Genomic DNA, 26,640 nt, shown 5'->3' on the forward strand with positions numbered 1-26,640 from the left:
AATTGCTCGATCACTTACAATCGTAGGAAATCCGGCCGGCTATGAACACAGCATGATCTTGACACAATCTTCCTTCATCTTGACAGTTAGGCCTTCCCGAGCGCCAGCTTCCGGAACTCCGTGGGGTACATGCCTTCCAATTGTTTAAAGCTTCTGGAGAAATGATTCGGGTCCGCGTACCCGACCTGTTCGGACACCTCGTAAATCTTCGTCTCCGGGTTCTTGAGCAGCTCCCGGGCCTTCTTCATCCGGACGCGGGTCATGAAGTCGGTCAGCGTCTCGCCCGTCTCCTTCTTGAACAGAATGCTTAGGTAATTCTCCGTGAACCCGATCTCCGCCGCAAGCTCCGATACTTTGAGCGGCAGATGGAGCCGCTCCTGGACGAGCCGGACGACCGTCTGCACCTCGCTGCGCCACTTGTGCCGCCCGTGCTGCCGTCGGTATTCGAGGAACACCGGAATCCAGCCGTGGAACCAGTCGCGGATGTGCTCGAGCGTCTCAGCCTGGCGGATGACATGGTACGGATAGCGGCCGTCGTGAAGCGTCACGGCGTAGATGTCCGCCCCCTCTTGCTTCAGGCAGCGGGCGAAGCAGTTCGCGAGCTGGATCCATTGCTCCCGCACCGCGGAGGGGCGGATGGACGGCGCGGCCAGCACGGCGGCGGTCCACGACTGGAGCAGCCGCTGCATGCCGGCTTCGTCCTGCGCCTCGATCAGGCGGTCCCACTGCTCCTCGTGCACCGCCTGGTCGCCGGTCGCCGGGACGGCAGCGTAGTCGGGCACATCCGCGCGCCGCATGACCCGCCCCTCGAGCTCGCCGCCGCCGTAGAACAGATGCTCGAGCGCCTCGAGCGCTTCGAGGCAGGCGGCGTGCAGGCCGTAGATCGTATGATCCGGCCGCGAGACGCCGAAACGAAGCGACAGCTTCAGGAACGTGCCGACCGCCCGGTCCATCTCCTCGATCATCGTGAGCGAGAACGTCCGCTGCACGATGGCGAACCGGCCGTTGTCGAGCGAGGCGAGCTCGCCGCCTCCGTACTTCTTCAGAATCTCGGCGAGCACGTTCGCCACCGTGAACTGGAGGAGCCGCTCGCTCTGGAACCGGTTGCGCTCGAGCAAGCCGGCGTACGTCCGGATCTCCGCGACCGTGACGACGAGGCCGGCCTGGAACGGCGGGACGTCGAACTCGCCGAGCCACTCCTCCGTCTCCCGGCGGGTCGACGGCCGCAGCAGCAGCTCCCGCAGCCTCTTCTCCTTCACCTCGCGCCCGTAGCGGCTCACCTTGGACTCGAGCTGCGACACCTCGATCCGCTTCTCCCGCTCCGCGAGCAGCTTGTCGCGGACGTCCCGCAGCTTGCGCATGAGCTCCTGCGGCTCGATCTCGAGCTTGATCATATACTCGGCGGCCCCGAGCCGGAGAGCCGTCTGCACATAGGCGAAATCGCTGTGGTTCGACAGAATGAACGTCTTGGTCTGCGGCCACCGCTCGTGAATATGCTTCAAGAGCTCCAGGCCGTCCATATCCGGCATGCGGATGTCGGTCAGGACGATGTCGCAGGGCGTCTCTTCGAGAATCGCGAGCGCTTCCTTGCCGCTCACCGCCTCCCCGACGACCTCGAATTCGTCCCCGCCCATCGGGATGATCGTCTTCAGGCCGATCCGGACGAGAATCTCGTCATCCACAATCAACAAGCGCAGTCTCATGATCCTCCGTCCTCCTTCGATAAGGCAGCCGCACCGTCGCGAGCACGCCGCCCTGTTCTCCGTTGCCGAGCGATACGCCGTACCGGTCGCCGAACTCGAGCTTGATCCGCTCGTTCACATTGCGGATGCCGATGCCGCTGAACTTCGCATGCGGCTGGCTCATCTGCTCCTTCACCCAGCGGATCGTATCCTCCTGCATCCCGACGCCGTTGTCGCCGATCTCCACCACCCACTCCTTGCCCTCTAGCCGGGCGGCAATGGAGATGTGCAGCGGGAACCGGTTGCCGTGGATGATGCTGTTCTCGACGATCGGCTGCAGCGTGAACCGGACGATCTCGGCGTCCAGCAGCTCCTCCGGAATGTCCATCGTCACCGCGATGTTGTCGTGGTAGCGAATTTCCTGCAGCGCCATGTACACTTGCAAGTAATCTAGCTCGTCGCGGAGCCGTACGAGCTCCTCCTGCTGCTGCATCGTATAATTGAGCAGCTTGCCCAGCTTCGTCAGCATCTCGCTCACGTGGGTCGAGCCGGACAGAATCGCCATCCACTTGATCGAATTCATCGTATTCGTCAGAAAATGCGGATTAATCTGCGCCTGCAGCGCCTGGAACTGCGCCTTCTGCTTGCGCGTCTGCTCCTCGGACAGATGGTCGACCAGTTCCTGCAGCTGGCGTACCATCCGGTTGAAATTGTGGCTCAGGATCGCAATCTCGTCGCGTCCCTTCACGGCGACCTCCGTGTTCCACTCGCCCTTGCCGACGCGGTTCATCGAGCGGGCCAGCCGCTTGATCGGCATCGTGAACCGGAACATGAGGCCGATGAACGCAATTGCGAACAACAGGAACCACAGCAGCACGAGCAGCGATGACTTGTTCTTCGCTTGGCTGAGCGCCGACCCGAACGCCTGGTTGTCGACGAGCTGCACCAGCTTCCACCCTGGCCCGATCAGGGTGGCTTCGTTCACGAGATAGTGCTCCTTCCCTAACGTGACACGGGTAATGCCGGAATCGTCGGTCCACTTGCCTTGGTTTATGGCGGCGGCTTCCTCGGCCAGCTTGGGGTCCCCCAACAGCGACGTGTCCCCGTCGAGCAACAGCATGTGCGTCCCGGCCGCCGCCTGCTGCTTCAGCTCCGTGTCGGCATAGAAGAACACGCCGGCCGGGATGCCGATCCAGATGAGCCCATCGCCGTTCTGCCGCTCTGTATTGATGAGCCGCGCCATGACGAGCAGCTGCTCGCCGCCTTCTACAGGCAGGGAGTATGGCACGATCCAGGCCGGCGAACCGCCCAATTGGGCCGTATGTTCGTACCAGGACTCGCGCTGAAGCTGGGCGTTCGGGATCGGTGCCGTCCCGCCCCATGTCGTATGAACGAACCCTTTGTTGTCATAGAGGGCAATGTACACATTTTTCTCCAGCAGCAGGTCCCGGTAAGAGCTCAGCTTGGTCATAAGCGTCGTGTAATTGTAAAAAGCTGGGTATTCATTTTTCCAGTCGGCCGGGTCCTTCAGGAACTTCAGCGTCTCGGCGTCGTTCATAAGGAGATTGGATGCCTTCAGCATGCGGATCGACAGCTCGTTCATGGCGGCCGCCTTCCGTTCGACTGAGGTCTGGTTCGAGTGGTACAGCTGGGTTTCGAGAATGTGCTGGGACGACGAATAGAACCGGTAGACGATGAACAGCACCGGCACGATAATCAGGAGGAACAAGGAGAGGACGATCTTGCCGCGAAGCGATCCGAACCATGGATTGGCCATCGGTCACCGACACCTGCCCTTCGGGAAAGTCGATCTAGTAGCTTCCATGGTAGCGGATTTTGAAAACGCTGTCTATGTTTCGAAACTTGTAGGAGTTTGGCAAAACCTGTTGAATATAACACAGGGCTCGCGTTTTGGAGACTCGAACGGCTTGTGGCCAATATTGCGGAATGGATGGGTGGACGTGGATTTTATTGTTTTTTATGTATCCGTTTTGGTGCTGTTTGGGGCGTTTATGACGTTTTCGAGGGGGAAGAAACCCGGAAAGCAAACGAATTCTCCGGTATTGTTCGTAATCTATATCTCGGTCGCAATCGGGTTTATCAGCCCGCTGCTAACCCTTTGGTTAGGCACACGTGGTGAGAACACCCTGAAGGATGCCGGACCCGTAGGCGATTGGATGGCTGGCTCTACTGTCCCCTTTTTTACGTTCGCGGCGTTTCTGACGGCTTACCTAGCCTACCGCAATCAAAAGGAAGAGCTCGCTCTCGCGCGAGAACTGAGCGCCCAGCAGACTAGGTCGGTCGAATTGGATCGATTCGAGAACACGCTGTTTCATTTGCTCCATGAAATGCAGGAGTTCCATGACCGGATGGTCCTCGACTATCGCAGGGACACGGGCGACATGGGCCATATTTTCGGTAATCTGCTGGATGAGCTGAAGAAGCGTGCGGAGAAGGCCTTGACTCCGAAAAGAAAAGAGGCTGTCGCCGATCGGATCGAACGTTTGATCCAGCAAGGCACTATAGCGGAGCCTGAGCGCGGCCGACGTTATGACTTAGAGCTTAGAGACATTTACATTACGCTACTAAAGGGGAGCCCGTTGTATCAGCATGCCGGGCTCCAGCACTTGCATAAGTACGTTGGCAACGTCCTTCTCCTCCTCCAGCGCTATCGACTGGAGAAGAAAGAATCCGATTTTTACTTAAACCTCTTAAATATTTATTTATCCGAAGAGGCCTTGCAGCTCGCGATCTTGTATAGCTTGATTCCGTATGACCAGGATCCTGTGTTCAGGCAGATGAGAGCTTATGGACTCTTCGAGCGGTTCAAGACGGAGGGCATGATAGAGCCTGGCGATTACGTGTTGTTCGGTCGATTGGGGGACTCCCTGCCAAAGACCGCGTGACCGCAGCTGCTCTTTCCGTGCTCCCGGCACGGCTTGCTTGAGCATTGTACTAGGGATACAATCAAGGGAGGCAGTCATCCAAATCTGGTGTTGGAGGGTGAGTATGATGAAGTACAGAAGATTGGGCCGCACCGGGCTGAACGTCTCGGTCGTCGGCATCGGCACTTGGCAATTCGGCGGCGAATGGGGCCGCACATACGTGCAGAGCGAGGCGGACGCCATTCTGGACAAGGCGCACGAGCTCGGGATCAATCTGATCGACACCGCCGAATGCTACGGGGACCATACGTCCGAGCGGTTCATCGGCGACTACCTCGCCCGGCACCGCCGCGAGGATTGGATCGTGGCTACGAAGTTCGGCCACCACTTCAACCACAACTTCGACCGCTCCGACCGGTGGTCGGCCGATGAGGTGCTGGAGCAGCTGGACGCCTCCCTCCGCTCGCTCCGGACGGAGTATATCGACCTGTACCAGTTCCACTCCGGCTCGGACGAGCGCTTCGACAACGACAAGCTGTGGACGATGCTGGACAAACAAGTGGCCGCGGGCAAAGTCCGTCACCTCGGCATCTCCATCGGCAGCAATGCCAACGTACATCAGACGTCGCGGGCGACCGAGTACGGCGCCAGCGCCATCCAGGTCGTGTACAACCGGCTCGATCGCGTGCCGGAAGCGGACGTATTCCCGTCCTGCATCGAGCAGGATCTGGGCGTCCTGGCGCGGGTGCCGCTCGCGAGCGGGTACCTGAGCGGCAAGTACAAGCCCGGCGCCGAGTTCGCGAACAACGACGTGCGCCACCGGCATGACGCGGCGAAGCGCGAATCGCTGCTGCGCCAGGTGGAGGAGATCCGCGCGAACGAAGTGCCCGCGGGCGTCAACATGGCGAGCTGGGCGCTCGCCTGGTGCTTGCAGCATCCGGCCGTCACGACGGTGATCCCGGGCTGCAAGGATGCGGAGCAGGTCGCGGCTAACGCCGCCGCCGTCGAGCTCGTGGCGGGCGGACATCCGCAGGACGTGTAGCGTATAGGGATTGCGTAGCAAGAAGCCGTCTGCATGCCGTGCAGCGGCTTCTTTTTTGGTTTCCTTATTTCAGCCGTTAGTCGGTCTCACCGGGTCTCACCAACTTATTCTTGCCCAATCACGCTTGCGCCGGCAAAGTTAGTCGGTCTCGGAGGCTGTCGATTAATTGTGGATGGCTCATCGAACCGATACAATCGCGCTCTAGTTTGATTTCCCCCACTTACAGAAGGCTGGAGATCATTTGGACGAGCTCTAGTTCGATTTCGCCGAATCGGAGCGCACTTTTAGAAAGCAGACCCAGGAATATCGCCATTTAGTTAGGCCAAATCGAACTGCATAGCGTGGACTTCCCTTGGGCGCCGACTCCAAATGGGCAAAATCGAACTACACTTGTAGGGCTTCTTAAGCGCTCGAAATTATACGATCCACAATGAATCGACAGCCTCCGTCGCCGACTAATTCCTTCCAATCATACTTGCACCGGCAATGTTAGTAGATCTCGCCGACCTTTCTGAACCCCGATCCACCTTCTGTTTAAATAAGCTCCCCGCTGGGTAAATACAAGTATGATCGTCCCATACACTACCTAGATGCAGGAGGGATTCACGATGGATAACAACGTGTTGAAGGGCAAGTGGAAGCAATTGAAGGGCGAGGCCCAAAAGCAATGGGGCAAGCTGACCAACGACGATCTCGACGTGATCGACGGAGAGCGCGAGAAGCTGGTGGGCAAGCTCCAGGAGCGCTATGGCCACACGAAGGACAAGGCTGAGGAAGAGTACAACAACTGGACCCGCACCTGGAACCAGGAGACCGCCGGCCGTCGCTGATACCTGTCGCGATAGAACGACATCCCGCCTTTCCTCCTCAGAGGGAAGGGCGGGATGTTTTTGATGTTGGATGTTGTTTACTCCCTGTAGTCCTCCACGATCACTTCAATCTCCCCCGTCTCGGGATCCATCACGAAGCCATGGACGGGAATCGCCTTCGGGAACAGAGGATGATTGCGGATCATCTTGACGCTGTGCATGACGCCGTCCTCGGCGCGATCGAATCCGCGGAAGAATTTCTCCATACGAATGCCGGCATTCTCAAGCGTCTCAATTGCGAGCGGGTCGATCCCGTGCTCGGTGAATTTGCCCTTCATCGCGGCGGCATCGATCTCCGTCATCCCGCAGCCATGATGGCCGATCACGATGACCTCCCGAGCGTCCAGCTCATAGACGGCGACCAAGATGCTGCGCATCGCGCTTCCGAAGGGCTGGGTCAAGATCGCACCGGCATTTTTGATGAACTTCGCGTCCCCGTTCTTGAGACCTAGCGCCTTAGGCAACAGCTCGACGAGCCGGGTGTCCATTCTAGCACTCTGCCCGCCACGATGGCAAAGGTCGGCTCCCCGTCTTGTTTCATGGTACACTAGGGCTATCATCCCTTTCGCGAGAGGATTCCTCGGTTATGCGCCACCATTACGATACCATAGTCGTCGGCGCCGGCATTATGGGCTCGGCCGCAGGTTACTACCTTGCACTGGCGGGCCAACGCGTCCTCCTGATCGACGCGTATGATCCACCGCATATGTACGGCAGCCATCATGGCGACACGCGCTTGTTCCGCCACGCCTACAGCGCCGAACCGGTCTACGTGCGGCTCGCGCTGCAGGCCGACCAAGGCTGGCAGACACTCGAAGCGGAGAGCGGCATCCCGCTCCTGACGCGGACGGGTGTGCTGAACATGTACCCAGCCGACTCCGCCGCGTACCGGGGCAAGCTCGCGAGCGCCCAGCGCTTCGGGCTCGACGTCGCCGCCCTGGATGCGGAGGAGCTCCGCCGCGCTTGGCCCGGTTTGAGCCTGCCGGACCACTACGGCGGGCTCTACGAGCGGCAAGGCGGCGTCCTCGCGAGCGAGGCGTGCGTCTGCGCCTTCCGCGCACTCGCGGAGCGCCACGGCGCGGCGACGCTCACGCACGCGCCGGTGCGCGAGATCGCGCTCGCCTCCGGCGCTTCCGGCACCGCGCGCGCCGATGCGCCCGTCGTCGTGCAGGCCGCCGGCGGCGTGTATCGCGCCGATCGGCTGCTCCTGACGGCGGGCGCGGACTGCGCGGGGCTGCTGCCCGGCGTCGCCCTGCCTGTGGCGAAGGTGCGCAAAGCCGTCGCCTGGTTCCGGGCCAACGAGCGGCGCTTCGCCGCCGAGCGGTTCCCGGCCTTCAATTACGAAGGGCCGGAGGGCGAATTCTACGGCTTCCCGTCCATCGCGGGCAGCGGCGTGAAGGTCGGCCGCCATGACGGCGGCACGGCAGGCGCGCCCGGAGAGCCGCTCGCTCCGTTCGGCGCCGAGCCCGCCGACGAGGCCGAGCTGCGCGCGTTCCTGCGCGCCCGCCTGCCCGGAGCCGCGGGGGCGCGGCTGCGCGGGGCGGTGTGCTGCTACGAGCGCACACCGGACGAGCATTTCGTGCTCGATCGGCAGCCCGAGCACGAGCATGTGTACATGGCCGTCGGGTTCTCCGGCCATGGCTTCAAGTTCGCGCCCGCGATCGGCGCGCTCATGTGCGAGTGGATCACGACCGGGCGCACGCGGGAGGACCTGTCGTTCTTCTCGCTGCGGCGATTTCGATAGCAGGCCCACACAGCCCTATGGTACAATTTATAGCAGGAAGCCACTCGCGAGGAGGCGTGAACCATGGAGTACAAGCGCAAGCCCGACTTTCCAATGGTTAAGGAGAATGGTTGGACGGTAGACGACTATATGAACTTGCCCGAAGACGGCAATCAATATGAGATTGTGGACGGGGTACTCGAGATGAAGCCCTCGCCGAATACGGATCATCAACGGATTATTCGCAGGTTCGACCACATTTTGTCGGATACATGCGAATCGCAGTACATCATGATTCTCTCTCCCATCGATGTGATTTTGTCAGAGAGGGAAACCCGTCAACCCGACTTGTTGATGGTGCATCGCAGCCGGGAGGCGATCATTCGCAAGAACGGCATCTACGGTCCGCCCGACCTGGTCGTGGAGCTGCTCTCCCCTAACAGCGTCAAGCGGGACCGGATCATGAAGCGCGACTCGTATGCCCGGTTCGGAGTGCCGGAGTATTGGATCGCCGATTACGAACACCAGACGATCGAACAGTACGTGGCAAAGGTACCCGGTCAGCCCTACGAGCTCCTGAACGTATTCGAGGCCGACGATACCGTAACCTCGGACCGCTTGCCCTGCGTCAGCTTCGTCGTGAAGGATGCGCTCAAGATTGTGTAACAAAAAAACCGTCCCGGCAGCTATCTGCCGGGGCGGTTCTGCATCCAACACTTAATACGCAAGCGAGAACAAGCCCTCGATGTGCGACAAGTAACGCGCATTGCTCGCTTTCTTCATCAGCGAAGCCGGCGTGCCCTTCAGCTTGATGCCGGACTCGCCGATCGTGCCGATACCGTCCTTGCGGCCGAGGCTCGCGAGCGTACCGGAGAACACCGGGCTGAACGCGTCCATCTTCGCCTCGCGGAACCAGGCCGCGATGTTGCCGCCGACGAGCTCGCCCATTTGCCAAGCCAGCTGTGCCGTTGGCGGGTAGGGGCGGCCTTCCGGTCCGAAGACGACGGCGCAATCGCCGGCCAGGAACACTTCCGGATGCGACACGGATTGCAGGTACTCGTTCACGCTGGCGCGGCCGCGGTTCACTTCAATGCCGCAGTTCGCGACGAGCGAGTGCCCTTGGACGCCGCCGGTCCAGACGAGGGTGTTCGTCTCGATCGTACGGCCGTCCTTCAGGCTGACCGTCGACCCGTTCACTTCGGTAATAGCAAGTCCCGTCAGGAACTCCACGCCGCGCTTCTCGAGGCTCGTCACCGCGCGCTCGATCAGGTCCGGCGAGAAGATCGGCAGGATCGTCGGCATAGCTTCAACCAGATACAGCGAGATGTCGCCGAAGTCTACGCCATATTGACGGCAGATGCCCGGCAGCTCGTCCGCCAGTTCGCCGACCAGCTCTACGCCGGTCAAGCCGCCGCCGCCGATGACGAACGTGGCGTCCGCCTTGTTTTTGGACTTGCTGTAAGCCACAACGCGCTCCTTCACGTGGTTGAACACGCGGTTAGCGTCCGTGACGGACTTCAAGGTCAAGCTGTTCTCTTGCAGCCCCGGAATGCCGAAGTAGTTCGTCTCGCTGCCCAGCGCCAGCACGAGCGCATCGTAGCGGAAGTAGTCGCCGTCTTCCACGACGATTTTACGGTTCTCGATATCGATCGCTTGCACGTTGCCTACTTTGATTTGGACGCCTTTGCCCTTCAGCAGCTTCTCGAGCGGCAGAGCCACGGCCTTCTCATGCACGTTGCCGGCGGCCAAGCGGTGCAGCTCGGTAATGATCTGATGGCTCGGTACGCGGTTGATGACGGTAATGTCGGCTTCTTCAACAGAAAGGTTCGCACGGGCGGACAAAGCGCTCAGCAAGCCGCCATACCCTGCGCCCAAGATCACGATTTGTTTTTTCATGGTTTATCCTCCTATTAGTCCTGCTGCTGCTTACGCTCGCCCAGAATGTCCAGGTAAGCTTGAGAGAACCGCAGCATCCGCTGCAGCTCGGGATCCTTCAGCAGCTTCAGCATGCCGAACAAGCCGATCGTGGCGTCGGATTGGTCCGCGCGATCGCTAGCTTCGATAGCGGCAGACGCATATCCCTTTACCTTCTCTTGGATCGGCTCCACGACTTCCTTCAGCCCGCCGACCATGTCTTGGATCAGTACGCGGTCCGCGGCCACTTTGCTGGCCAGGTCGTACATCTTCGTGAGCAGCGTCGTCATCTCGGCCAGCTTGGGCAGCTGCTCGACGAGCACCGTCAGAGCTTCTTGCAGCTCGGGCTTGAGCAGCTGATCCAGCACATCCGGCTTGACTCCATTTGCTGCCACAGGGGTTTCTTGATCCACGTTTTGTACAGTTACCGACATTTCATCGTTCCTCCTTAGTGCATGGATGTTTGTCAGCGTTGCAGCGAACACTTGCAGCCAAATTTTCGTTCTCCTGGGGGGCCGAAAATTGCGGTTGCGGGGAAGCATCCGAAATTTTTGAAAGGACGTATGGGTTTTCCTGCCAACTACGTGAAAAACTTCACAAGTCATCTCAAAAACTGCTGTCGACACATTATGTTATATTCTATACCTTTCCGACAAATCTCGCATTGGTTTTTTCAAAACTAGCCTAAGATTATTTTAATCACCGTGAAAACATTTATGTATCGGTCGGAGGCTTCGCTCCATCGGCTTAAGCCCCCCTTATTCTCCCCCAAAATGTCCGGCTCCACTCTATGTCCGCTAGACTACTTGCATTTTCACGCAATTGCGCCCATCCGCCTTGGCCCCATACAGCGCCTCGTCCGCCAGCTTGTAGATCGTATCCTCGCTGAGGAGCGTGACCTCGTCCCGGATAACGGCCAGGCCTACGGATACCGTTACATACGGGCTATGGTCGCTTTGCTCGTGCCGGATGCGCAGTTCCTCGATGCTCCGTCTGATTTTCTCCGCGAAGCCGTACGATTGCTCGGGCGTCGCCCCGGAGAACAGAATGCCGAACTCCTCACCGCCCAAGCGAAACGCGAAGTCCGTCGCCCGCCGAAGCTGCGCGTTTATCGTCTCTCCGATCGTGACCAGCACTTGATCCCCTTCGAAGTGGCCGTACGTATCGTTATAGCGTTTATAATAATCGATATCGAGCAAAATAAACGACAAGCTGTCCCGATTGCGCGCCGATCGCTTCACCTCTCTACGGAACACGTCCTTGAAATGCCTCCGGTTGTACAAGCCCGTCAGGTCGTCCGTCACCGAATGCTGCTCGATGCGCTTCTTATCCGTAATGTTATGGCCGATGAATGTATACCCGGTCACCCAGCCTTGCTCGATCGTCGGCTCCATCGCCATGTCGAGCCATAAGACACTTCCGTCCACCGTCCGTTGCACCAGCTCTCCTCTCCAGCCGGATTCGGCGGCCGCCCGGTTCAGCCGGAACTCCGCCAACCCTCCGTCGATCGCATCGGTCGCCTGCAGCAATGAATGGCTTCGGCCGATCAGCTCTTCCTTGCGGTAACCGGTACTCTGGCAAAATTCCTCGCTCACGTCGGTCACAATCCCGTTCACGTCGATCATCAAGCTCATGACGTTTTTGTCTACGATATCGATGTACTTGTTCAATTGCTGGTTCTTAAAGGCCAGCTCCTCCGTCCGTTCCGCCACCAGCCGTTCCAGATTCGAATACAGGCTGGCGTTCTCCAGCGAATACACCATCTCTCTCGACAACAGGTCGATCATCTTGAGCCGTTCCTTCGTGAAGGCACCCGCCACCAGGTTGTTCTCCAGGTAGATGATGGCCGTCACCTGCTGCTGGTTCATGAGCGGCATGCAGAGAAGCGACTTCGGCTTATGGCGAGCCAAGTAAGCGTCATGCCGGTACATCGCCTCTTTGACCGCGTCGTCGCAGATCAGCGTCTCCTTGCGCTCCGCAACCGTGTCGATCAGCGTCTTGGGGTACGGGGCGGTCGCCGCGTTATCGTGCTTCCTAACGGTGATGCTGTCCGTCTCCGGATCGTATTCCCCTTCCACAATCGTCGTAGAAGAGGACTTCATAACGATGCAGCCCCGCTGCGCTCCGGCATTGATGATGACAATCTCCATCAGGGCGTCGAGCAGCGGATCGAGGCCGATTTCCTTGGAGATCGCCTGGGATGCCGCCAGAATCGCATGGACGTCCAGATTCTCGGACGTAGCCGCCGAAGCCGATTCCGCTGGGGCCGCCATCCGATACGCGAGCTTGTGCCGCTCCCCGTAGCGTTGCTCTAACTGCTGCACCTTCCCTTTGGCACCCCAGACCGAGTAATAATACACCGCCTGCCTGAAAAAGTACGCCGCCACCTCGCTATGCTTGCGCCCCGCGTAGTATTTGCCGGCCAGCTCGTGGGCCAACGCTTTGTAGCGGATGAAGCCGCCTTGGTTGCTCGACTGCACCGCCCGGTTGTAGCAAGCGTCGGCCGTCTCGTAGTCGCCCCGGATGCGGGCCCGTTCCGCCTGCATGAGCAGATGCTGCGTCCCGAACGTGTCCGGATTGTGCCGCGCCCACTTGCGCATGCGGTTATATTCGGTCCGCATGCGCCGCCGCGCCCGCCATTTCGACAGCCCGCTCATACGGTCACAGCTTGTGGCCAAGCTTAAGTACGTATATAGAGAGAATTGTTCCATGAACGCCGAGCCGGCCAGGGTTCCGATGTAGTCGTAGCTCTTGTCGATATAGGCGAGCGCCTCTTCGTGCTTCTCGAACGTGAACAAGAGTTGGATTTTGACTACATAATAGATGGCGATCCCCGAGAAATACTTCGCTTCCGTCAGCTGCCCGAGGAATTCCGCCTCCCGGAAAGTAGCGTCGTCCAGGATGAGCGGGTCGCCCAGCTCGCCTGACAGCGCCCGGAACATCTGCCTTGAGAGCTTGGCCGTCCATAGCGACTCCTTGTACTGGGTATTCTCGATCATCGAGATCGACCAGACGCTCTCTTGCAAGTAACGTTCAATCGGCATGGAAGGGTTCCACAGATGGCGGTAATAGCAGGCGTGAGCGAGATACAGCAAATCCCCCGATTTCTGGCTCGACTCGATCGCCCGCCCATACCACTCCTCGAGCGTGTTCCACGATTCGCTCCAGCTGTGCGCGAACAGCGTATAGAGGACGAGCACGAGGCTGCGCCATTGAAGGTCGCCGAATCGCTCGTTGATGCGAACGGCGAGCCGTCCGAAGTCGCGGGCGCCCGCCAGGTCGCCTAGGCCGGACAGCAGAATCGCATAGCCGATGTAGGCGCCGGCCGATTCCGGCCCGTTCCCGTGCTTGGCGGACAAATACGCTTTCTTCAGCACGACCCAGGCGAACAAATTTTTCTCGCCGGAGATGAACGCCGGCGGGATGAAGCCGACGAGCAGCCGCATGATCAGCTTCAGGCGCTTGTCCTGCATCGTCGGGCTCTCCAGCAGCTCTTCGGTCGTACGGCCTCTCAGGCTCCACTTGAGCTTCGACAGCTCCCCCAGCACCGCAGCGAATCCGACCCGCTCGGGAACGCGGAGCCCCAAGCTTCGGAGTCCGAGCTTGCCCGCCTCGAGCGATCGTTTCATCAGCCCCAGGTACGTGTAATGGTTGGCTTGCATTTCATAGATCGCCGCCAGCTCCAGCGGCTCGTCAAGGAATTGCAGGAGCTGCTCGCACGCGGCCTCCGCCTTCTCCACCCGGTGCGTCAGATAGCTGCATTCGGCGTACATGCGGTAGAGCTCGAGCGTCTGCGGAAAGCTCACTTGCCAAGCATCCGGCGGGAGCATGCGGAGGGCGACCTCGAGGAATTCAAAGGCGGTCTCGTAGCCGAACCCTTCCTTCGCCTTCTTGGCCGCCTTCCGGTTCACTTCTATCAGTTTATCAATTTCATCCTCTCCGGAGATGAACTCCAAGCCTTTGTTCAGGTTGCTCGCGATCTCGATGATCTTGTCCTCCGCCTCGCGGGGCGGCAGGTGCTCGAGCAGCAGCCAGCCGATCCGCAGATGCAGCCGCCTGCGCGCGGCCGGCTCGATCAGCTGGTACAGCGCCTGCTGGAGCTTGTCATGCTGGAAGGCGAACTGCAGCTCCAGGCTGCCGAAGTCCGCCTGCGGCTCCTCATGCATGCCGGCCAGCACGTGGTAGTTCGGATGCAGGGGCACGATCACGTCCTCCTGCACGCCCCGGATGAGCGAGTGAGCCAGGCTGCGGCTGTCGCCCTCGCTGACAAGCGACAGCATCTTCCAATCGAACAGCGTTCCGATGGAGGCGCTGAGGCTGAGGATGAGCTGCGCTTCTTCCGGCAGCGTCCGGATTTTCCGCACGAGGAGGCTCACGTCCCCCTCGCCCCAGGTCAATTCCCGCAGCTTCGCCTTGTCCAAGCGCCACGACATGTGCCGTTCGTCGAAGCTGACCGCCCCTTGCCGATGCAAATCCTTCAGCATCTCGCTCACGAAGAGTGGATTACCCCGCGTCTTGAGGTGCACCACCTTCCCCAGCTCCCCCGTCCACTCCGGCGAAGAGCCGACGGCATCCTGGATCAGGCGGCGAATCGCCTCCTCGCTGAGCGGTGCCGGGCGGATCGTGAGCACTTCCTTGCGCTTCTCCAGCTGCGTGAGAGCGGGGAGAAACGGATGGTCCGGCGTGATCTCCGCGTCCCGGTACGCCCCGATCACGAGCAGCGTGCCCAAGCCGGCGGCTCCGGCGAGCTTGTCGAGCAGCTGGATGCTGGACCGGTCCGCCCACTGCCAGTCGTCGAGGAACAGCACGAGAGGCGTTTCGCCGCGGGTCAAGCCCTCGATGAATAGCTCGAACGTCATGAAGAACCGGTTCGTCTCCTCGGCCGGGTTCAGCGGCTCGAGGGCAGGCCTCTCTCCGATCAGCGTCTGCAGCTCGGGGATCAAGTTCGCGAGCAGCGAAGCGTTGTGGCCCAGCCGGTCCGAGAGCGACTCCCGAATCGGTGCGAGCTCATCGGCGTCTCCGTTCAACAGCTGGGCCACCAGGCTGCGGAACGCCTGGATCCAGGCGCTGAAGGGCAGGTTCTGGTTGTACTGATCGAACTTCCCCTGGATGAAGTAGCCGTGTTCCTGACTGACGAAGCCATGCAGCTCCTGAACGAGCGCGGTCTTGCCGATGCCGGCCTCTCCGGCGATCAAGACGAGCCGTCCCCGCTCGCGGTCCGCGCCGCTGCCTAGCGACCGTACGACCGCCTGAAGCCCGGCCAGCTCCTGTTCGCGGCCGTACAGCTTCTGGGGCAAGCGGAACAGGCGGAGCCGGTCCTCCTCGCCCATCTGGAAGGCGTCCTGGCCGTTCCTGCATTTGCGCAGATCCGCCAGGATCCCGTAGGCGGTCCGGTACCGGTCTTCCGGCGCTTTTTCCAACAGCTTCATGATCAAATCGGATAACGGTCGCGGGACTTCATCCGGTCTTAATTCGTGGGGGGGAACGGGCTGCTTCGCAATAATCGCATAGAGCTGCTCCGTAACGGTCTCGGCCTCATGGGGGCAGGTGCCCGTGAACAGCTCATAGAACAGGACGCCGAGCGAGTAGAAGTCCGACCTGTAATCGATCGAGCGGTTGATTCGGCCGGTCTGTTCCGGCGAGATGTAGGGCAGCGTCCCTTCCAGATGACCTGCGTTGCGGAACGCCTTCTTCTCCTGCACATGCTTGACCGCGAGCGCCAGATCCGTGAGTTGTACGGTCTCCGTCTCCATGTTGTACAGCAGCGCCGCGGGGTTCAGATTGCGGTGGATCACTTGCTGGTCGTGCAGCGCGCCCACGCACTCCACGATTCGCTCCGCCAGGCGCATGCGGGCCTCATACGAGAGCGTCTTTTCCTCCATCAGCACGGACAAGGGCTGGCCTCCGCGATCCTCGAGCACCATCAGGAACAGCCCGCCCAGCTCTTCCAGCCGAACGGGCCGGGGAACGCTTCCGACCTTGGGACTCAGCTCGGCGAACAGGTTGAACTCCCGCTTGTACTGCATGATCGCTTCGTAAGAGGACCATTCCGTCCTCAGGGCCTTGACGAGAATCGGCTGCGGCTGCGCTCCCGAGCGGTCGTCGCACCGGTATACGATCTGGCCGCCCTTCTCCAAGATGATCTGTCCAACTTCGTAATTCGAACCTCTCAGCATGCCAAGGGCCCCTTTATTCGTTAATCCTCGCGTCTTGCGTCTCGCAGCTCAAAGCCGGGATCGTACTTGAACACATAAGCCCCGGTCAGCCAAATCACCCAGCAGTTGACCCCGAAGAACAAATACCCGTAATAGCCGAGAATCGGCATTTCCGAGTAAATATGAATTTTGTCCAAGTACGGCACCGAGTATTTCCAATAGTTCGGGTTCGTCGGCACGCTGTCATGGAACCATTCGCTACCGAAGTTCCACATCTCCCAGAAAAAACCGTTGAACAATGTGGCGATAGCGATCAAGAGCAGCCGCGACCAATTGCCGCGCCCGAGCGGCGTGAACGGCGTCCAGTACCCGAGAAGCCCCATGGCGGCCGACAGCAGCGGGATCAGCGCCACCCACAGCACCCAGAACAGTTCGAACGGCCAGTAGCCCATCCCGAACGCCAGTGCCAGGCCGACCGCGTAGAAGACGATCAGCATCGGCCGGTTGGCCGTCAGCTTCGGACCGTAGCTATACCGATCACGGAAGAATGACAAGGTCTGGAGCAGCAAGTACCACTCGATGATGGCGGGCAGTACGGTTGTATAGGAAAGGGAGAACCAGAAGATGTTGCCGAAGTTGGTGAAAATGTGCTCGTTCGGGTAATACCAGTTCTCCATCACGAAGAAGTTCAAATATTCGATCGCAAACCAGCTGAAGCAAGAGACGACGGCAAGCAGCTTCATGGTGTTAGGCTTGGAGGAGAGGAGCGAGATGCCGGCGTTGCGCTTGTAGACGAATCCGTCGAGGATCAGGATGAACGACCACCAGAGCGGAACGAAGGTATAGTGCTCGAGCGAGTTGATGGCCCGGCTCCATGTGAGAAACCAACTGATGGCGAGCACGGGCAGGCTCCACCAGAACCAGAGCGGATAGCCGGTTGAGGCGGAAGGGGTTAGCTTGGCCTTGCGGGCGATGGCGGATGCGGTCGCGGCAGTGCTGGCGCTGGCGGTCTCCAGACGGGCTAACGCTTGCGGGGAGGCCGCAGCATGCACCGGGACCGGTACGCTGTCCATCCGGGACACAGTACGGGTCTTCTTGAAGCCGAAACAGCTCGGGAACAGCAGGAACACGGCGATGAACAGCCCGACCAGGCAGGCGAGGAAGAAATAAGTGGCGTTGAACCCGGGATCCTGCACCGCCTCCTGTGCCGGAAATTCCCCGTATCCGGGCGGCAGCCCGCCCCACTTCAGGAGGCTCCCCGCCAGGGGCAAGAGGAATATTAGGCTGAATGTCAGGATCAGAAAGATCGTTTTCTTCATTGGGAACTTTGCTCCTTGGGTCCTATTCCATAAGAATCATTTACCCCTTAGATATTCGGCAATATATGACAATCCCCTCTTTTTTCGCCGGTTCCCGGAATGTTAATTTCACCTGAAGCGGTGTCCGGTTTGAGGCCGCTTTCGTGGTCTCTGAGCACGGAGCCGCACACCCTCTGGCACCACATGTAAAGCAATTTTTCTACTTTACAGCTCTATCCACCGCCCTCTCCCGCGCTCCAAAGTAATTTTTCTGCTTTACAAAGTCGCATACCCTCTTTCGCCTCCATACAACACACATATACTTAAACTTTCCGCTCGTGCCGTCCCGTCTCCCGGTTGCTCCCTGGGATGCGGCGTGATATACTTGTGGTACTTTTTAGGAACGGAGGGTTGCGTGTGATAAACTCTATCCGAGTTCGCACTTTGCGCGCTTAATTTGAATAACGCCAAAGCTCTGCCTGCGTGCAGAGGACTCAGGATAGGTCTGTCCATACGCGCCCATACGATTCGCGAACGCCCATGAACGCCGCCTTGCCGCGCGCTCATGCTTCCTTGCCTTCGTGTCTCCTCAGCTGGAGATGCCGTTCGGCACGGCTCGATCGTTCGCGATGTGCGCCCCTGAGCTCCTCTCGCCCTTACTGTGAAACACAGGCAGCCTTTGCCTGTGTTTCTTTCGATTTCGTCGAATGATACGATTGGAGCGTGATGAATAAATGGAAGCTATAACCTTACAAACCCTGCCGCCCAAGGCGGTGCTAGTCGGCGTCCACCTGCCGCATCATGCCGATTTCGCTTACTCCATGCAGGAGCTGCGGAATTTGGCGGAGGCGAACGACCTGGAGGTCGTCGATACTTTGTCGCAGAAAGCGGCGCGCGTGAGTCCGTCCCATTACCTTGGCACGGGCAAAATCGAGGAGCTGCGCACGCTCGTGCTCGGCCATGAAGCGACGCTCGTCATCTTCAACGACGAGCTGTCGCCTTCCCAGCTCCGCAATTTGGAGGCGTCGCTCGAGGTCACGGTCATCGATCGGACGCTGCTCATCCTGGACATCTTCGCCCAGCGGGCCCAGTCCCGCGAAGCCCAGCTGCAGGTCGAGGTCGCCCGGCTGCAATACATGCTGCCCCGCCTCGTCGGGCTGCGCGCCTCGCTCGGCCGCCAGGGCGGGGGCGCCGGGCTCAAGAACCGCGGCTCCGGCGAGACGCAGCTCGAGCTCGACCGGCGGCGTATCGAGGAGCGCATCTCCACGCTCCAGACGGAGCTCGAGAAGCTCGTCGCGCGGCGCCAAGTGCAGCGCAAGCAGCGGCACAAGAACGAGATGCCCGTCGTTTGTCTCGTCGGCTACACGAATACGGGCAAATCCAGCTTGATGAACGCGCTGATGGAAGCGTGCCAGGCCGACTCGGCGAAGCACGTGTTCGTCAAGAACATGCTGTTCGCGACGCTGGAGACGTCGGTGCGGCAGCTGGAGCTGCCGGATCGCAAGACGTTCCTGCTCACCGATACGGTCGGGTTCGTCAGCCAGCTGCCGCACCATCTGGTGAAGGCGTTCCGCTCGACGCTCGAGGAAGTGGCCGAGGCCGACCTGCTCGTCCATGTCGTCGACGCCTCCAACCCTCAGGGTGCGCTGCAGATCGAAGTGACGAAGGCGACACTGAAGGAACTCGGCGCCGCCGAGATCCCCACCATATATGCGTACAACAAGTGCGATCAGACCGATGAGGCTTATCCGCGTGTCGAGGAAGACCGCATCTACATGTCGGTGAAGGAGCGGAGCGGCTTGACCGAGCTGCTCGAGCAGGTTCGCCGCCACATTTTCCAGGACTATGTGCAATGCGAGATCCTGATCCCGTTCGACCAAGGCCGTCTCGTCGCCTATTTCAACGAGCACGCCAACGTGCAGGCCACGAGCTATGAGCCGGAGGGCACGCGCCTAACGCTCGAGTGCCGGGCAGCGGACTTCGAGCGGTACAAAGATGCGTTCGTCGTGTTGTAAGCCTAACAGTAGGCCAAAAAAGGGCGGTCCCCCTGTCATCCCGCATGACAGAGGGCCGCCTCTTTTAACGTTCTATCGCTGTTTTTCCTCCAAAATCCCCTTGATCCGCATCAAATCGTTCCGGTTCGCTCTCCGCATCATGACTGCCATGAAAGGTGCGATGAACGCGGAGAACCCGGTCGGGTTCCCCCGGTTGCGCAGCGTCATCCGGGTAGCGTCGCCTTCTACCGGCTCCCAAGTATAGGTCGTCTCCATCGGGAACGGACCGTCCGCCGTCCTCATGACGAGCCGCTGCCCAGGGACGTATTCCGCGATCTCGTACACATAGGCAAGTGTCTTGCCCAAGAATTGAGCCCGAAAAGCAATGCGTGACCCGACGGTTAGCGGCCTCGGCGTCTGCCATTCGGCCGATTGAATGTTGACGTACCAGTCCGGAGCGTGGTCCGGATTCGCGGCGTACTCGGCCACTTCGTCGCGGGTGCGGCGAATGACGATTTCGGTTTGCACGTCTACCATGCTGCGCTGCCTCCCCTCAGATTCATTGGTACAAGATCAGCATATACTAGGAGGAAAAAATGAACAATATTTATTAAGTTGACACTAAATTAAGTATGTGCTAAATTAATGACATGATCGATAAAGCCCTTCACGCTATAACGGAACCCAGGCGCAGAGAGATCCTGCATCTCATCCGGGACGGGGAGCTCCCCGCCAGCGCCATCGCGTCGCAATTCCAGATTTCGGCGCCCGCCATTTCGCAGCATCTCAAGGTACTTGAAGAGGCCGGACTCGTCGTGGTCAGGCGGGCCGGTACGAAACGCTATTACGGCATAAGGAGGACCGGGTTCGCCGAACTGAAGATGTACATCGACAGCTTCTGGGACGACAGCTTGCTGCGTCTGAAGGAAGCGGCAGAAGCCGAGGAAAGGAGATTGCAAGATGACAATCAGCAGCAGTGAGACGATTACCAAAGAAATCTACATCGAATGCCGGCCGGAGACGCTCTTCTCGTTCTTCACCGATCCGGACAAGCTGGTACAGTGGATGGGACGACATGTGCTCCTGGAGCCCCGGATCGGCGGCAAGTACCGGATCGATATTAACGGCAGCGACATCGCTCTGGGTGAGTATAAGGAAATTGTTCCCCATGAGCGAATTGTTATGACATGGGGCTGGGAGAAGTCGAAGCTGGTCCCGCCGGGATCGAGCACGCTTACGTTCCAGCTGACGCCGCGCGATAAGGGCACTCTGTTGCACTTGATCCATTCCGACTTGCCGGCAACGGAGATGGCCTCCCATACTCAGGGCTGGACGCATTATATGACGCGCCTGGAGATGCTAGCCCAAGGCCAAGACCCAGGCGTCGATCCTTGGTCGGAAGCGCCTATGTCGAGCAACGATTAACGATATTTATATTTAAGGAGATGGACTTTATTATGAAAACTTTAACTTGCAACTGCGGATTCACGGTCACGGACGACAACGCTTATAAGGTCGAAGCCGCCATGTGGCATCACGCCATCCATGATCATGCAGACATGTTGAAGAGCATGACGGTCGACATGCTGGAGCAATGGTTGAAGGGCAAGGACGAGCAATTGAAAGCCGGCGCTTAAAAACCTTCGGAGAGCAACAAGAGACACCTGTGAGGGTGTCTCTTGTAATTGTTTCTAGACGATTCTTTTGGCATAAACCAAAGATCGAGCGAACCATGTCCCTTCCATCGGTTCAAACGTCACTTTGCCACGCCCGCCCCCGCATTGGAGGATGTAATGTTTGCCGTCGATCTCACCTGCATAAATTCCGACATGACCACCGCCGCCGCTTGTAGACTGGTTTAAGGAACCGTCGCCAGGATCGGCCGAGTTCTTAAAGAACAACACGTCTCCGACTTGCAAATTTTTGAACTTGTCCTCAGAGTCAAGGATCACCTGATAGCCAATACTACTGTTGTAGCGTTGTTCGCGCGATGAACCGGAAAACTCAATGCCTAATGCACTTTTATATACCCAGGAAGTGAAATTCGAGCAATCAAACCCATAACCCGGTTGCTGCTTGCTTTGGCGCCATTTGACGCCAAGCTGTGTTTTGCCCGCTTCAATTAATTTATCCAGATTTGCCGCTTGCTCAATACTCGGAACCGTTTCTGGAAAAGTGATCGATGATGCATCGTTGGTTGCGGCGAATGCAGAAGCTTGTCCAACTCCTGTTAATGCAAGAACACTGGCAAGGGTAATAACTCCCTTGGTAAACATCTTATTTTTGAACATGTGTAGGCTCCTCCAAGAAATCGTATTGCCTCCGAGGTTAGTTGACGGGTTCGGGTCGAGGAAACCCTATTCTCCCCATCATTCCGAGCGATCTCGAAATGAGGGAATGAAAATTCACCCCTGCTGATCCCAATCAGGGAAATCAGCTATAAAGCATCCCCCGTACAAAGAATTGAACAACGGCCAGTAGACCGGTTCACTCATTTGATTCGGCCCTTTAATCCTACTCTCATTAACTAAAAGAGTCACCCCACAGATTTTGGTTCTAAACTTTCATAAAAAATCCCCTCCGCAGTCAACGCTTCGTTGTCTACCGAGAGGACAATCGTACAATTTCGAGCTTAAGAAGCCCTATCATGGATCCGTATGACGTGTAGTTCGATTTTATCCAATTGGAGTCGGTGTTGGGGGAAGTTTGTGAAATCAAACTAGAGCGCAAGTTGCATCCGTTCGATGAGCCTCCATAATGAATCGACAGCCTCTTTTTCCGACTTAGAGCGGAAGTTGAATCGGTTTGGACTTGTAGTTCGATACTACCTGCATTATCGCTTTGCTTGAATGGACTGAGCCACCTCCAGAAGCTGGGCGGACACATCCTCCCAACGCTCCTTCATCCGCTCCCGCATGACGCTGTTCTCCAGCTTTTCCTGATGAAAGCTAATCGTGGTGGCGTCGGCGCGCTTGGGATTCGGGATCACGCGGATTTGCAGCGTAGAAGGGCTGCTCCAGTTCTCCGGCTGCCAGGTGAGACGGAGCTGATGCAGCGGCTTCACGACGCGCAGCTCCCCGCAGGTTCCCTCCGAGGTGCAGTACTTGTGCCCTTTCTCCAGCTCCAGGGAGCGTAGTTCGCCCAGCCAGAGCGCGAGCCCTTCCGGAGTGAGCAGCAAGTCCCAAGCTTCTTGCTGGGTAAGGGGGAATGTCCGGCGAACCCCGATTTGGAATCCGGCCGAAGCCGTTTGACCGATCATACGATCCACTCCTTGTTCGATGGATTAGTGAGTTAGTTAGCTATAACAAACCTACCCCCTTATAGTACACCCGGTCGGACCACCGCCTCAAGCCGATTCAGCTTGCTGCCGAAACTCCGGAACAGCGTCAAGGTACAGCCCCACTATGCTTCAACCGTTCCGCTATTTCATGAAACCCATACTGAAACTTGATTGGAGCCACATTCGACATGCATCTACAAATTCCTCCGCTACGATGAGTATTCTGGCCGCAGGTGGTAAATAATGTAGCTGATCCACTCAATACACAGGAGGTAGCTTCAATGAAACGATCCATCATGCTAGCCGCGTTCCTGCTCGCAGGCGCAATGGCGGCTACAGGCTGCGGTCAAGCGCGGACCACCCACTCGTCGGCGGTAGAGACGTCGGCGGGTCAGCCGATGACTATAGACATCGTGAACGGCCAAGGCACGAAAATCGGATCGGCCCGCTTGACGCCGATGAGCCACGGTGTCCTGTTCGAAGTCGATGCCGCCCAGCTCGCCCCGGGGGCGCACGGCATCCACCTTCACGAAACCGGCCAGTGCAAGGCCCCGGACTTCAAGTCGGCCGGCAGCCATTTCAATCCGACCGGCAAGCAGCACGGATTCAATAATCCGAAGGGCTATCACGCCGGCGATCTGCCGAATCTGGTCGTGACCGCGGATGGGAAGGCGCAGGCCCAGTTCTTCGACCCCAACGTGACGCTGGAAAAAGGAAAGCCGAACTCGCTCCTCAAGGAGGGCGGTACGGCTCTCGTAATTCATGAGAAGGCGGACGACTACAAGACCGACCCCGCCGGCGACTCCGGCGACCGGATCGCTTGCGGTCAAATCCGCTAAATGCGCAAACGGCTGTTCGAGGGAAACCCTTGAACAGCCGTTTTTTCATGCGGGTTATTCGCAGCGGACGAGGAGGTCGATCGGATACCGCCCCGCGTTGCGCCCGTACAGCGCCAGCCCACCCTCATCCGCCTGCAGCGAGAGCTTCAGCCGGCGTGTCCGCTCCAGCCGGGCGGCGATGCGTCCGGGAACCGCGACCTTGCACAAGTACCCGTATGAGCCCGCCTCGTCCAGCTTGTTCGAGACCGGCTGATAGTGCCAGGAGAGCACGCCCCGGCTATCGGCCGGATCGTCGGGCAGGAGGAACGACTCGATCGGCTCGCCGTCGATGCAAACTTGGATTCGCGACTCGTGACGCTCTTCGTCGGTCATGTAGTACGTGTTCGGATTACGCTCCGTATTCGCGTCCGCTCCGTGCATGAACGAGATATCCGGCTTCGCGTAGCTGTCTCCTTCGACGTTCCGGGCCAGGAGGCGCTTGGCGCTCGCCTCGAACACCAGCTCCACGTTCCCGAGGAACGGCAGCTCCTCCCGACTCGGCAGCTCGATCTCGTAGTCGAACCGGCCGCTCCGGGCTCCGTTCGCCTTGTGGCCTTGGATCGCGCTCCATTGGTGGGGGAACGTGTGGCTCGCGAATTGGCCGACCGGCACCCCGATCGTCACGCCGGTCGCCTCATACCGGCCGCCGGCCTGCCCGCTCCGCACATCGAATGTCGTGAAATTGCGGGTCACGACCTCCCCCTCCTCCGTATGCAGACGGAGAGCCAGCACAGCGACGGCATCGCAATCCGGCATGTGCACGGCAAGCGGCTGCAGCGGGGATACCCCGTACCCGTCCCAATCGAGATCCAGGCTGCCGCGGTCCGCCACGAGCCGCGTCCCGAGGCTGTCGTACCACAGCTCCCAGCTCAAGCGTAGCGTCTGTCCGAAATACCGGTCCGAGAAGCTCGAGCGGAGAAGAGGCACGTTCGACAGGCTTCCGGCTTCGGCGGTTACGCAGGGAGGACTGTCTATTACGATGAAATCAGCGGAATGCAGGTCTTTCAACGTCATGCCCGGCACGAACCATTCGTAGCCGAATTGCTTTTCCGAGCCGTTCAATCGGTAGTAGCCGTTAAACTCGTTGATGACGTCGCGGAACTCTGTGAAGACGAAGCCGCACAGCTTATCGTGACGCCGGAATTCATTCAGCATGTAGCGGTAATGCCAAGCGATGTCGCTGTCCCCGGCGCCCCCCTCAATGCCCCACACGTTGCCGCATTCGCTGTTCAGCAAGGGAGCGTCGGTCTGGACGTTGCCCTCGCAGTAGTTAAACGCGGAGCCCGGAAACGTCTGGTCCACGATTTTGGCGATATGCCTGCGTACTTCCTCGTATCCGTTGATATAAAAATGCCACGTATTCAGGTCGGATTCGACATGGTCCCAGTTGCAGGCCGAGTTGTCCTCCACGAGCCGGGTCGGATCGAGCTGCTTGGCCCAGCGGTAGACGCCCCGCACCCATTCTTGCGTCTCGGGCAAATAGCGCTTCGCCGGAATCCAATCCCTCGTTTGGTCGGAAGCTTCATCATCCGTTTTCAGCCCCCAAGTCTCGTTGAACATCACCCAAGAAAAGATGGATGGGTGGTTGTAGTCCCGCTCGATCACTTCCCGGGCTTCCCGCTCATAGGACGCGCGGGCGGTCTCGTCGGGATTGCCCCAGAAGCACGGCATGTCTTCCATGACCAGAATGCCTAGCTTGTCGGCCCAATACAGCTTGCGCGGCTCCTCCGGCTTGATATGAATCCGGACGAAGTTAAGCCCCAGCCGCTTCATGAGGTAGATCTCCTCTTGCATCTCCCGATCGGTCGGATACGTGAAATAGCCGGTCGGGTGATACGATTGGTCGAGCGTGCCGTTCAAGTAGACGGGCTTCCCGTTCAGCGTGATCCAACGGTGATTCCGTTCGTCGAACCGAACCGACCCTATCTCGCGCACGCCAAAGTAGGTCGAGACGATGTCCTCGCCGGCGCCGCTGAGGAGACGCACCTCGCCTTCGTACAGATGCGGTGTTTCCGGACTCCACAGGCGCGGCGCTTCGATCGTAAACGCAGCTTGCACCTCTTGGCGGCCCGCTAGCAGCTCCAACTGCGCCCGATGCTCGACTGCGCCGCCGTCGAAGGCGAAGACCAGCTCGGCCGGGCCGGGCTGATGCGCCTCGATGGCAGCCGACACTTCGATGCGGCCGTCGAGGCGAGTAACGAACTTGGCCGCCGCCACATAGTTAGGCTGTCGCGCTTCCAGCCAGACCGGCTGCCAAATGCCTCGCAGCTCGCCATATCCCTGCTTGCCGCGCGCCTGCGAGCTGAGGTCGTGATCCTCCGCGCGAACGACGATGGTGTTGTCCCCACTTAGCCAGGCTTCGGTCACATCGAATTCGAAGGAGCCGTACCCGCCGGCGTGTGAACCGGCAAGCTTGCCGTTCAACCACACATCGCAGCGGTAATCCACGGCGCCGAAGCGCAGGAACAGCCTTGAACCGGCATCCGCCGGGGTCCACCGGACGATGCGCTTGTACCAGCCGACGCCCTTCTCGTTGCGTCCGATTCCAGACAGCGGACTTGCCCAGGAGAACGGGACTGTGATGCTCAAGTCGAAGGGGGCGTCGTCCCGTTCCTGCCATCGCTCGGTCAGTCCGGCGTTGTCGGGATCGAAGCGGAACGACCAGGGGCCGTTCAGGGAGAGCCAATCGGCTCTTTGCCACTCGGGGCGCGGGTATTCGGGACGGGGGATGCCGGTCTCGGGCATCGTCATGGTAGGGTTCAACATCGGAAGCACGCACCTTTCCTATTTATAATCTCATTCTACTCCCAATATTGTATTATTTCAATTCATATTATTATTTTAATATATAAGTGAGGTAAAGACGAGAGGCCGCCCAAGGGAACCGTCGCCCTTTGAACAGCCTCTTTCTCCACATCCA

At 59.0% G+C, this 26,640-nt stretch carries 21 protein-coding genes and 1 riboswitch; of the genes, 10 read left to right on the forward strand and 11 right to left on the reverse strand.

From position 1 onward, the window contains the following. Positions 1–86 precede the first annotated feature (86 nt). Positions 87–1,703 (reverse strand): response regulator transcription factor, encoded by a 1,617-nt coding sequence (locus tag ACI5FR_RS09295; protein ID WP_405453438.1) that lies wholly within the window; start codon positions 1,701–1,703, stop codon positions 87–89. Then, on the reverse strand, positions 1,675–3,459 hold the full coding sequence (locus ACI5FR_RS09300; RefSeq protein WP_405453441.1) for a cache domain-containing sensor histidine kinase: 1,785 nt from the start codon (positions 3,457–3,459) through the stop codon (positions 1,675–1,677). Before ACI5FR_RS09300 ends, ACI5FR_RS09295 begins: the two co-directional genes overlap by 29 nt. Here ACI5FR_RS09300 and ACI5FR_RS09305 point away from each other — a divergent pair. The 3 genes from ACI5FR_RS09305 (at position 3,425) to ACI5FR_RS09315 (ending at position 6,439) form a co-directional block, all read left to right on the forward strand. Further along, a complete protein-coding gene (locus tag ACI5FR_RS09305; protein ID WP_405453444.1) occupies positions 3,425–4,588 on the forward strand; it encodes a hypothetical protein in 1,164 nt (387 codons plus the stop codon). The two genes, ACI5FR_RS09300 and ACI5FR_RS09305, sit on opposite strands and share 35 nt — an antisense overlap. Positions 4,589–4,694: 106 nt before the next feature. Further along, on the forward strand, positions 4,695–5,609 hold the full coding sequence (locus ACI5FR_RS09310) for an aldo/keto reductase (protein WP_405453447.1): 915 nt from the start codon (positions 4,695–4,697) through the stop codon (positions 5,607–5,609). Positions 5,610–6,217: 608 nt separating this feature from the next. Next, on the forward strand, positions 6,218–6,439 hold the full coding sequence (locus tag ACI5FR_RS09315; protein WP_405453450.1) for a CsbD family protein: 222 nt from the start codon (positions 6,218–6,220) through the stop codon (positions 6,437–6,439). Positions 6,440–6,516: 77 nt separating this feature from the next. Here ACI5FR_RS09315 and ACI5FR_RS09320 read toward each other — a convergent pair whose 3' ends face one another. Continuing rightward, positions 6,517–6,966, reverse strand: a complete 450-nt coding sequence (locus ACI5FR_RS09320) for a beta-class carbonic anhydrase (RefSeq protein WP_405453453.1) — start codon at positions 6,964–6,966, stop codon at positions 6,517–6,519. A 98-nt stretch (positions 6,967–7,064) separates the two neighbouring features. On the opposite strand from ACI5FR_RS09320, the gene solA reads away from it, so the two are divergent. Together solA and ACI5FR_RS09330 are read left to right on the forward strand one after the other, a co-directional pair. Further along, on the forward strand, positions 7,065–8,222 hold the full coding sequence (gene solA, locus ACI5FR_RS09325; RefSeq protein ID WP_405453456.1) for an N-methyl-L-tryptophan oxidase: 1,158 nt from the start codon (positions 7,065–7,067) through the stop codon (positions 8,220–8,222). A 63-nt stretch (positions 8,223–8,285) separates the two neighbouring features. After that, positions 8,286–8,867, forward strand: a complete 582-nt coding sequence (locus ACI5FR_RS09330) for a Uma2 family endonuclease (protein WP_405453458.1) — start codon at positions 8,286–8,288, stop codon at positions 8,865–8,867. Positions 8,868–8,918: 51 nt separating this feature from the next. On the opposite strand, the gene ACI5FR_RS09335 is transcribed toward ACI5FR_RS09330, so the two are convergent. From ACI5FR_RS09335 to ACI5FR_RS09350, 4 genes are all read right to left on the reverse strand, one after another. Continuing rightward, on the reverse strand, positions 8,919–10,097 hold the full coding sequence (locus tag ACI5FR_RS09335) for an NAD(P)/FAD-dependent oxidoreductase (protein ID WP_405453461.1): 1,179 nt from the start codon (positions 10,095–10,097) through the stop codon (positions 8,919–8,921). A gap of 14 nt (positions 10,098–10,111) precedes the next feature. Then, positions 10,112–10,549 (reverse strand): DUF1641 domain-containing protein, encoded by a 438-nt coding sequence (locus ACI5FR_RS09340; RefSeq protein WP_405453464.1) that lies wholly within the window; start codon positions 10,547–10,549, stop codon positions 10,112–10,114. A 363-nt stretch (positions 10,550–10,912) separates the two neighbouring features. Next, positions 10,913–16,291: a diguanylate cyclase gene (locus ACI5FR_RS09345; protein WP_405453467.1), complete on the reverse strand. Its 5,379-nt coding sequence runs from the start codon at positions 16,289–16,291 to the stop codon at positions 10,913–10,915. A gap of 20 nt (positions 16,292–16,311) precedes the next feature. Further along, the gene (locus ACI5FR_RS09350; RefSeq protein ID WP_405453470.1) at positions 16,312–17,589 is read right to left on the reverse strand and encodes a small-conductance mechanosensitive channel; all 1,278 of its coding nucleotides are present in this window, start codon (positions 17,587–17,589) and stop codon (positions 16,312–16,314) included. Between the two features lie 713 nt (positions 17,590–18,302). Between ACI5FR_RS09350 and hflX the strand changes: the two genes are divergently transcribed. Further along, positions 18,303–19,583 carry a GTPase HflX gene (gene hflX, locus ACI5FR_RS09355; RefSeq protein WP_405453472.1) on the forward strand — a complete coding sequence of 427 codons (1,281 nt, stop codon included), beginning with the start codon at positions 18,303–18,305 and terminating at the stop codon, positions 19,581–19,583. 72 nt (positions 19,584–19,655) lie between these two features. Here the strand turns inward: hflX and ACI5FR_RS09360 are convergent, their stop codons facing one another. After that, positions 19,656–20,099: an SRPBCC family protein gene (locus tag ACI5FR_RS09360; protein WP_405453475.1), complete on the reverse strand. Its 444-nt coding sequence runs from the start codon at positions 20,097–20,099 to the stop codon at positions 19,656–19,658. A gap of 113 nt (positions 20,100–20,212) precedes the next feature. Here ACI5FR_RS09360 and ACI5FR_RS09365 point away from each other — a divergent pair, with 113 nt between their 5' ends. From ACI5FR_RS09365 to ACI5FR_RS09375, 3 genes are read left to right on the forward strand one after another with little or no spacing between them, the layout of a single operon-like run. Beyond that, positions 20,213–20,542 carry an ArsR/SmtB family transcription factor gene (locus ACI5FR_RS09365; RefSeq protein WP_405453477.1) on the forward strand — a complete coding sequence of 110 codons (330 nt, stop codon included), beginning with the start codon at positions 20,213–20,215 and terminating at the stop codon, positions 20,540–20,542. Then, positions 20,523–20,987, forward strand: coding sequence for an SRPBCC family protein (locus ACI5FR_RS09370; protein WP_405453480.1), 465 nt, complete (start codon positions 20,523–20,525; stop codon positions 20,985–20,987). The genes ACI5FR_RS09365 and ACI5FR_RS09370 overlap by 20 nt, the downstream gene beginning before the upstream one ends. 32 nt (positions 20,988–21,019) lie before the next feature. Continuing rightward, entirely contained in the window at positions 21,020–21,199 is a 180-nt protein-coding gene (locus tag ACI5FR_RS09375) for a hypothetical protein (protein ID WP_405453482.1), read from the forward strand. A 54-nt stretch (positions 21,200–21,253) separates the two neighbouring features. Here the strand turns inward: ACI5FR_RS09375 and ACI5FR_RS09380 are convergent, their stop codons facing one another. Further along, positions 21,254–21,853 (reverse strand): C40 family peptidase, encoded by a 600-nt coding sequence (locus ACI5FR_RS09380; protein WP_405453485.1) that lies wholly within the window; start codon positions 21,851–21,853, stop codon positions 21,254–21,256. An 11-nt stretch (positions 21,854–21,864) separates the two neighbouring features. Continuing rightward, positions 21,865–22,078: riboswitch (cyclic di-AMP (ydaO/yuaA leader) on the reverse strand. A 317-nt stretch (positions 22,079–22,395) separates the two neighbouring features. Beyond that, the gene (locus ACI5FR_RS09385; RefSeq protein WP_405453488.1) at positions 22,396–22,821 is read right to left on the reverse strand and encodes an SRPBCC domain-containing protein; all 426 of its coding nucleotides are present in this window, start codon (positions 22,819–22,821) and stop codon (positions 22,396–22,398) included. 302 nt (positions 22,822–23,123) lie between these two features. On the opposite strand from ACI5FR_RS09385, the gene ACI5FR_RS09390 reads away from it, so the two are divergent. Then, positions 23,124–23,681, forward strand: a complete 558-nt coding sequence (locus ACI5FR_RS09390) for a superoxide dismutase family protein (RefSeq protein WP_405453491.1) — start codon at positions 23,124–23,126, stop codon at positions 23,679–23,681. Between the two features lie 54 nt (positions 23,682–23,735). Here ACI5FR_RS09390 and ACI5FR_RS09395 read toward each other — a convergent pair whose 3' ends face one another. Next, positions 23,736–26,486: a glycoside hydrolase family 2 protein gene (locus tag ACI5FR_RS09395; protein WP_405453494.1), complete on the reverse strand. Its 2,751-nt coding sequence runs from the start codon at positions 26,484–26,486 to the stop codon at positions 23,736–23,738. Between the last annotated feature and the right edge of the window lie 154 nt (positions 26,487–26,640).

Source organism: Paenibacillus sp. HJGM_3 (assembly GCF_045062745.1).
In the GTDB taxonomy this organism is placed as follows: domain Bacteria; phylum Bacillota; class Bacilli; order Paenibacillales; family NBRC-103111; genus Paenibacillus_AA.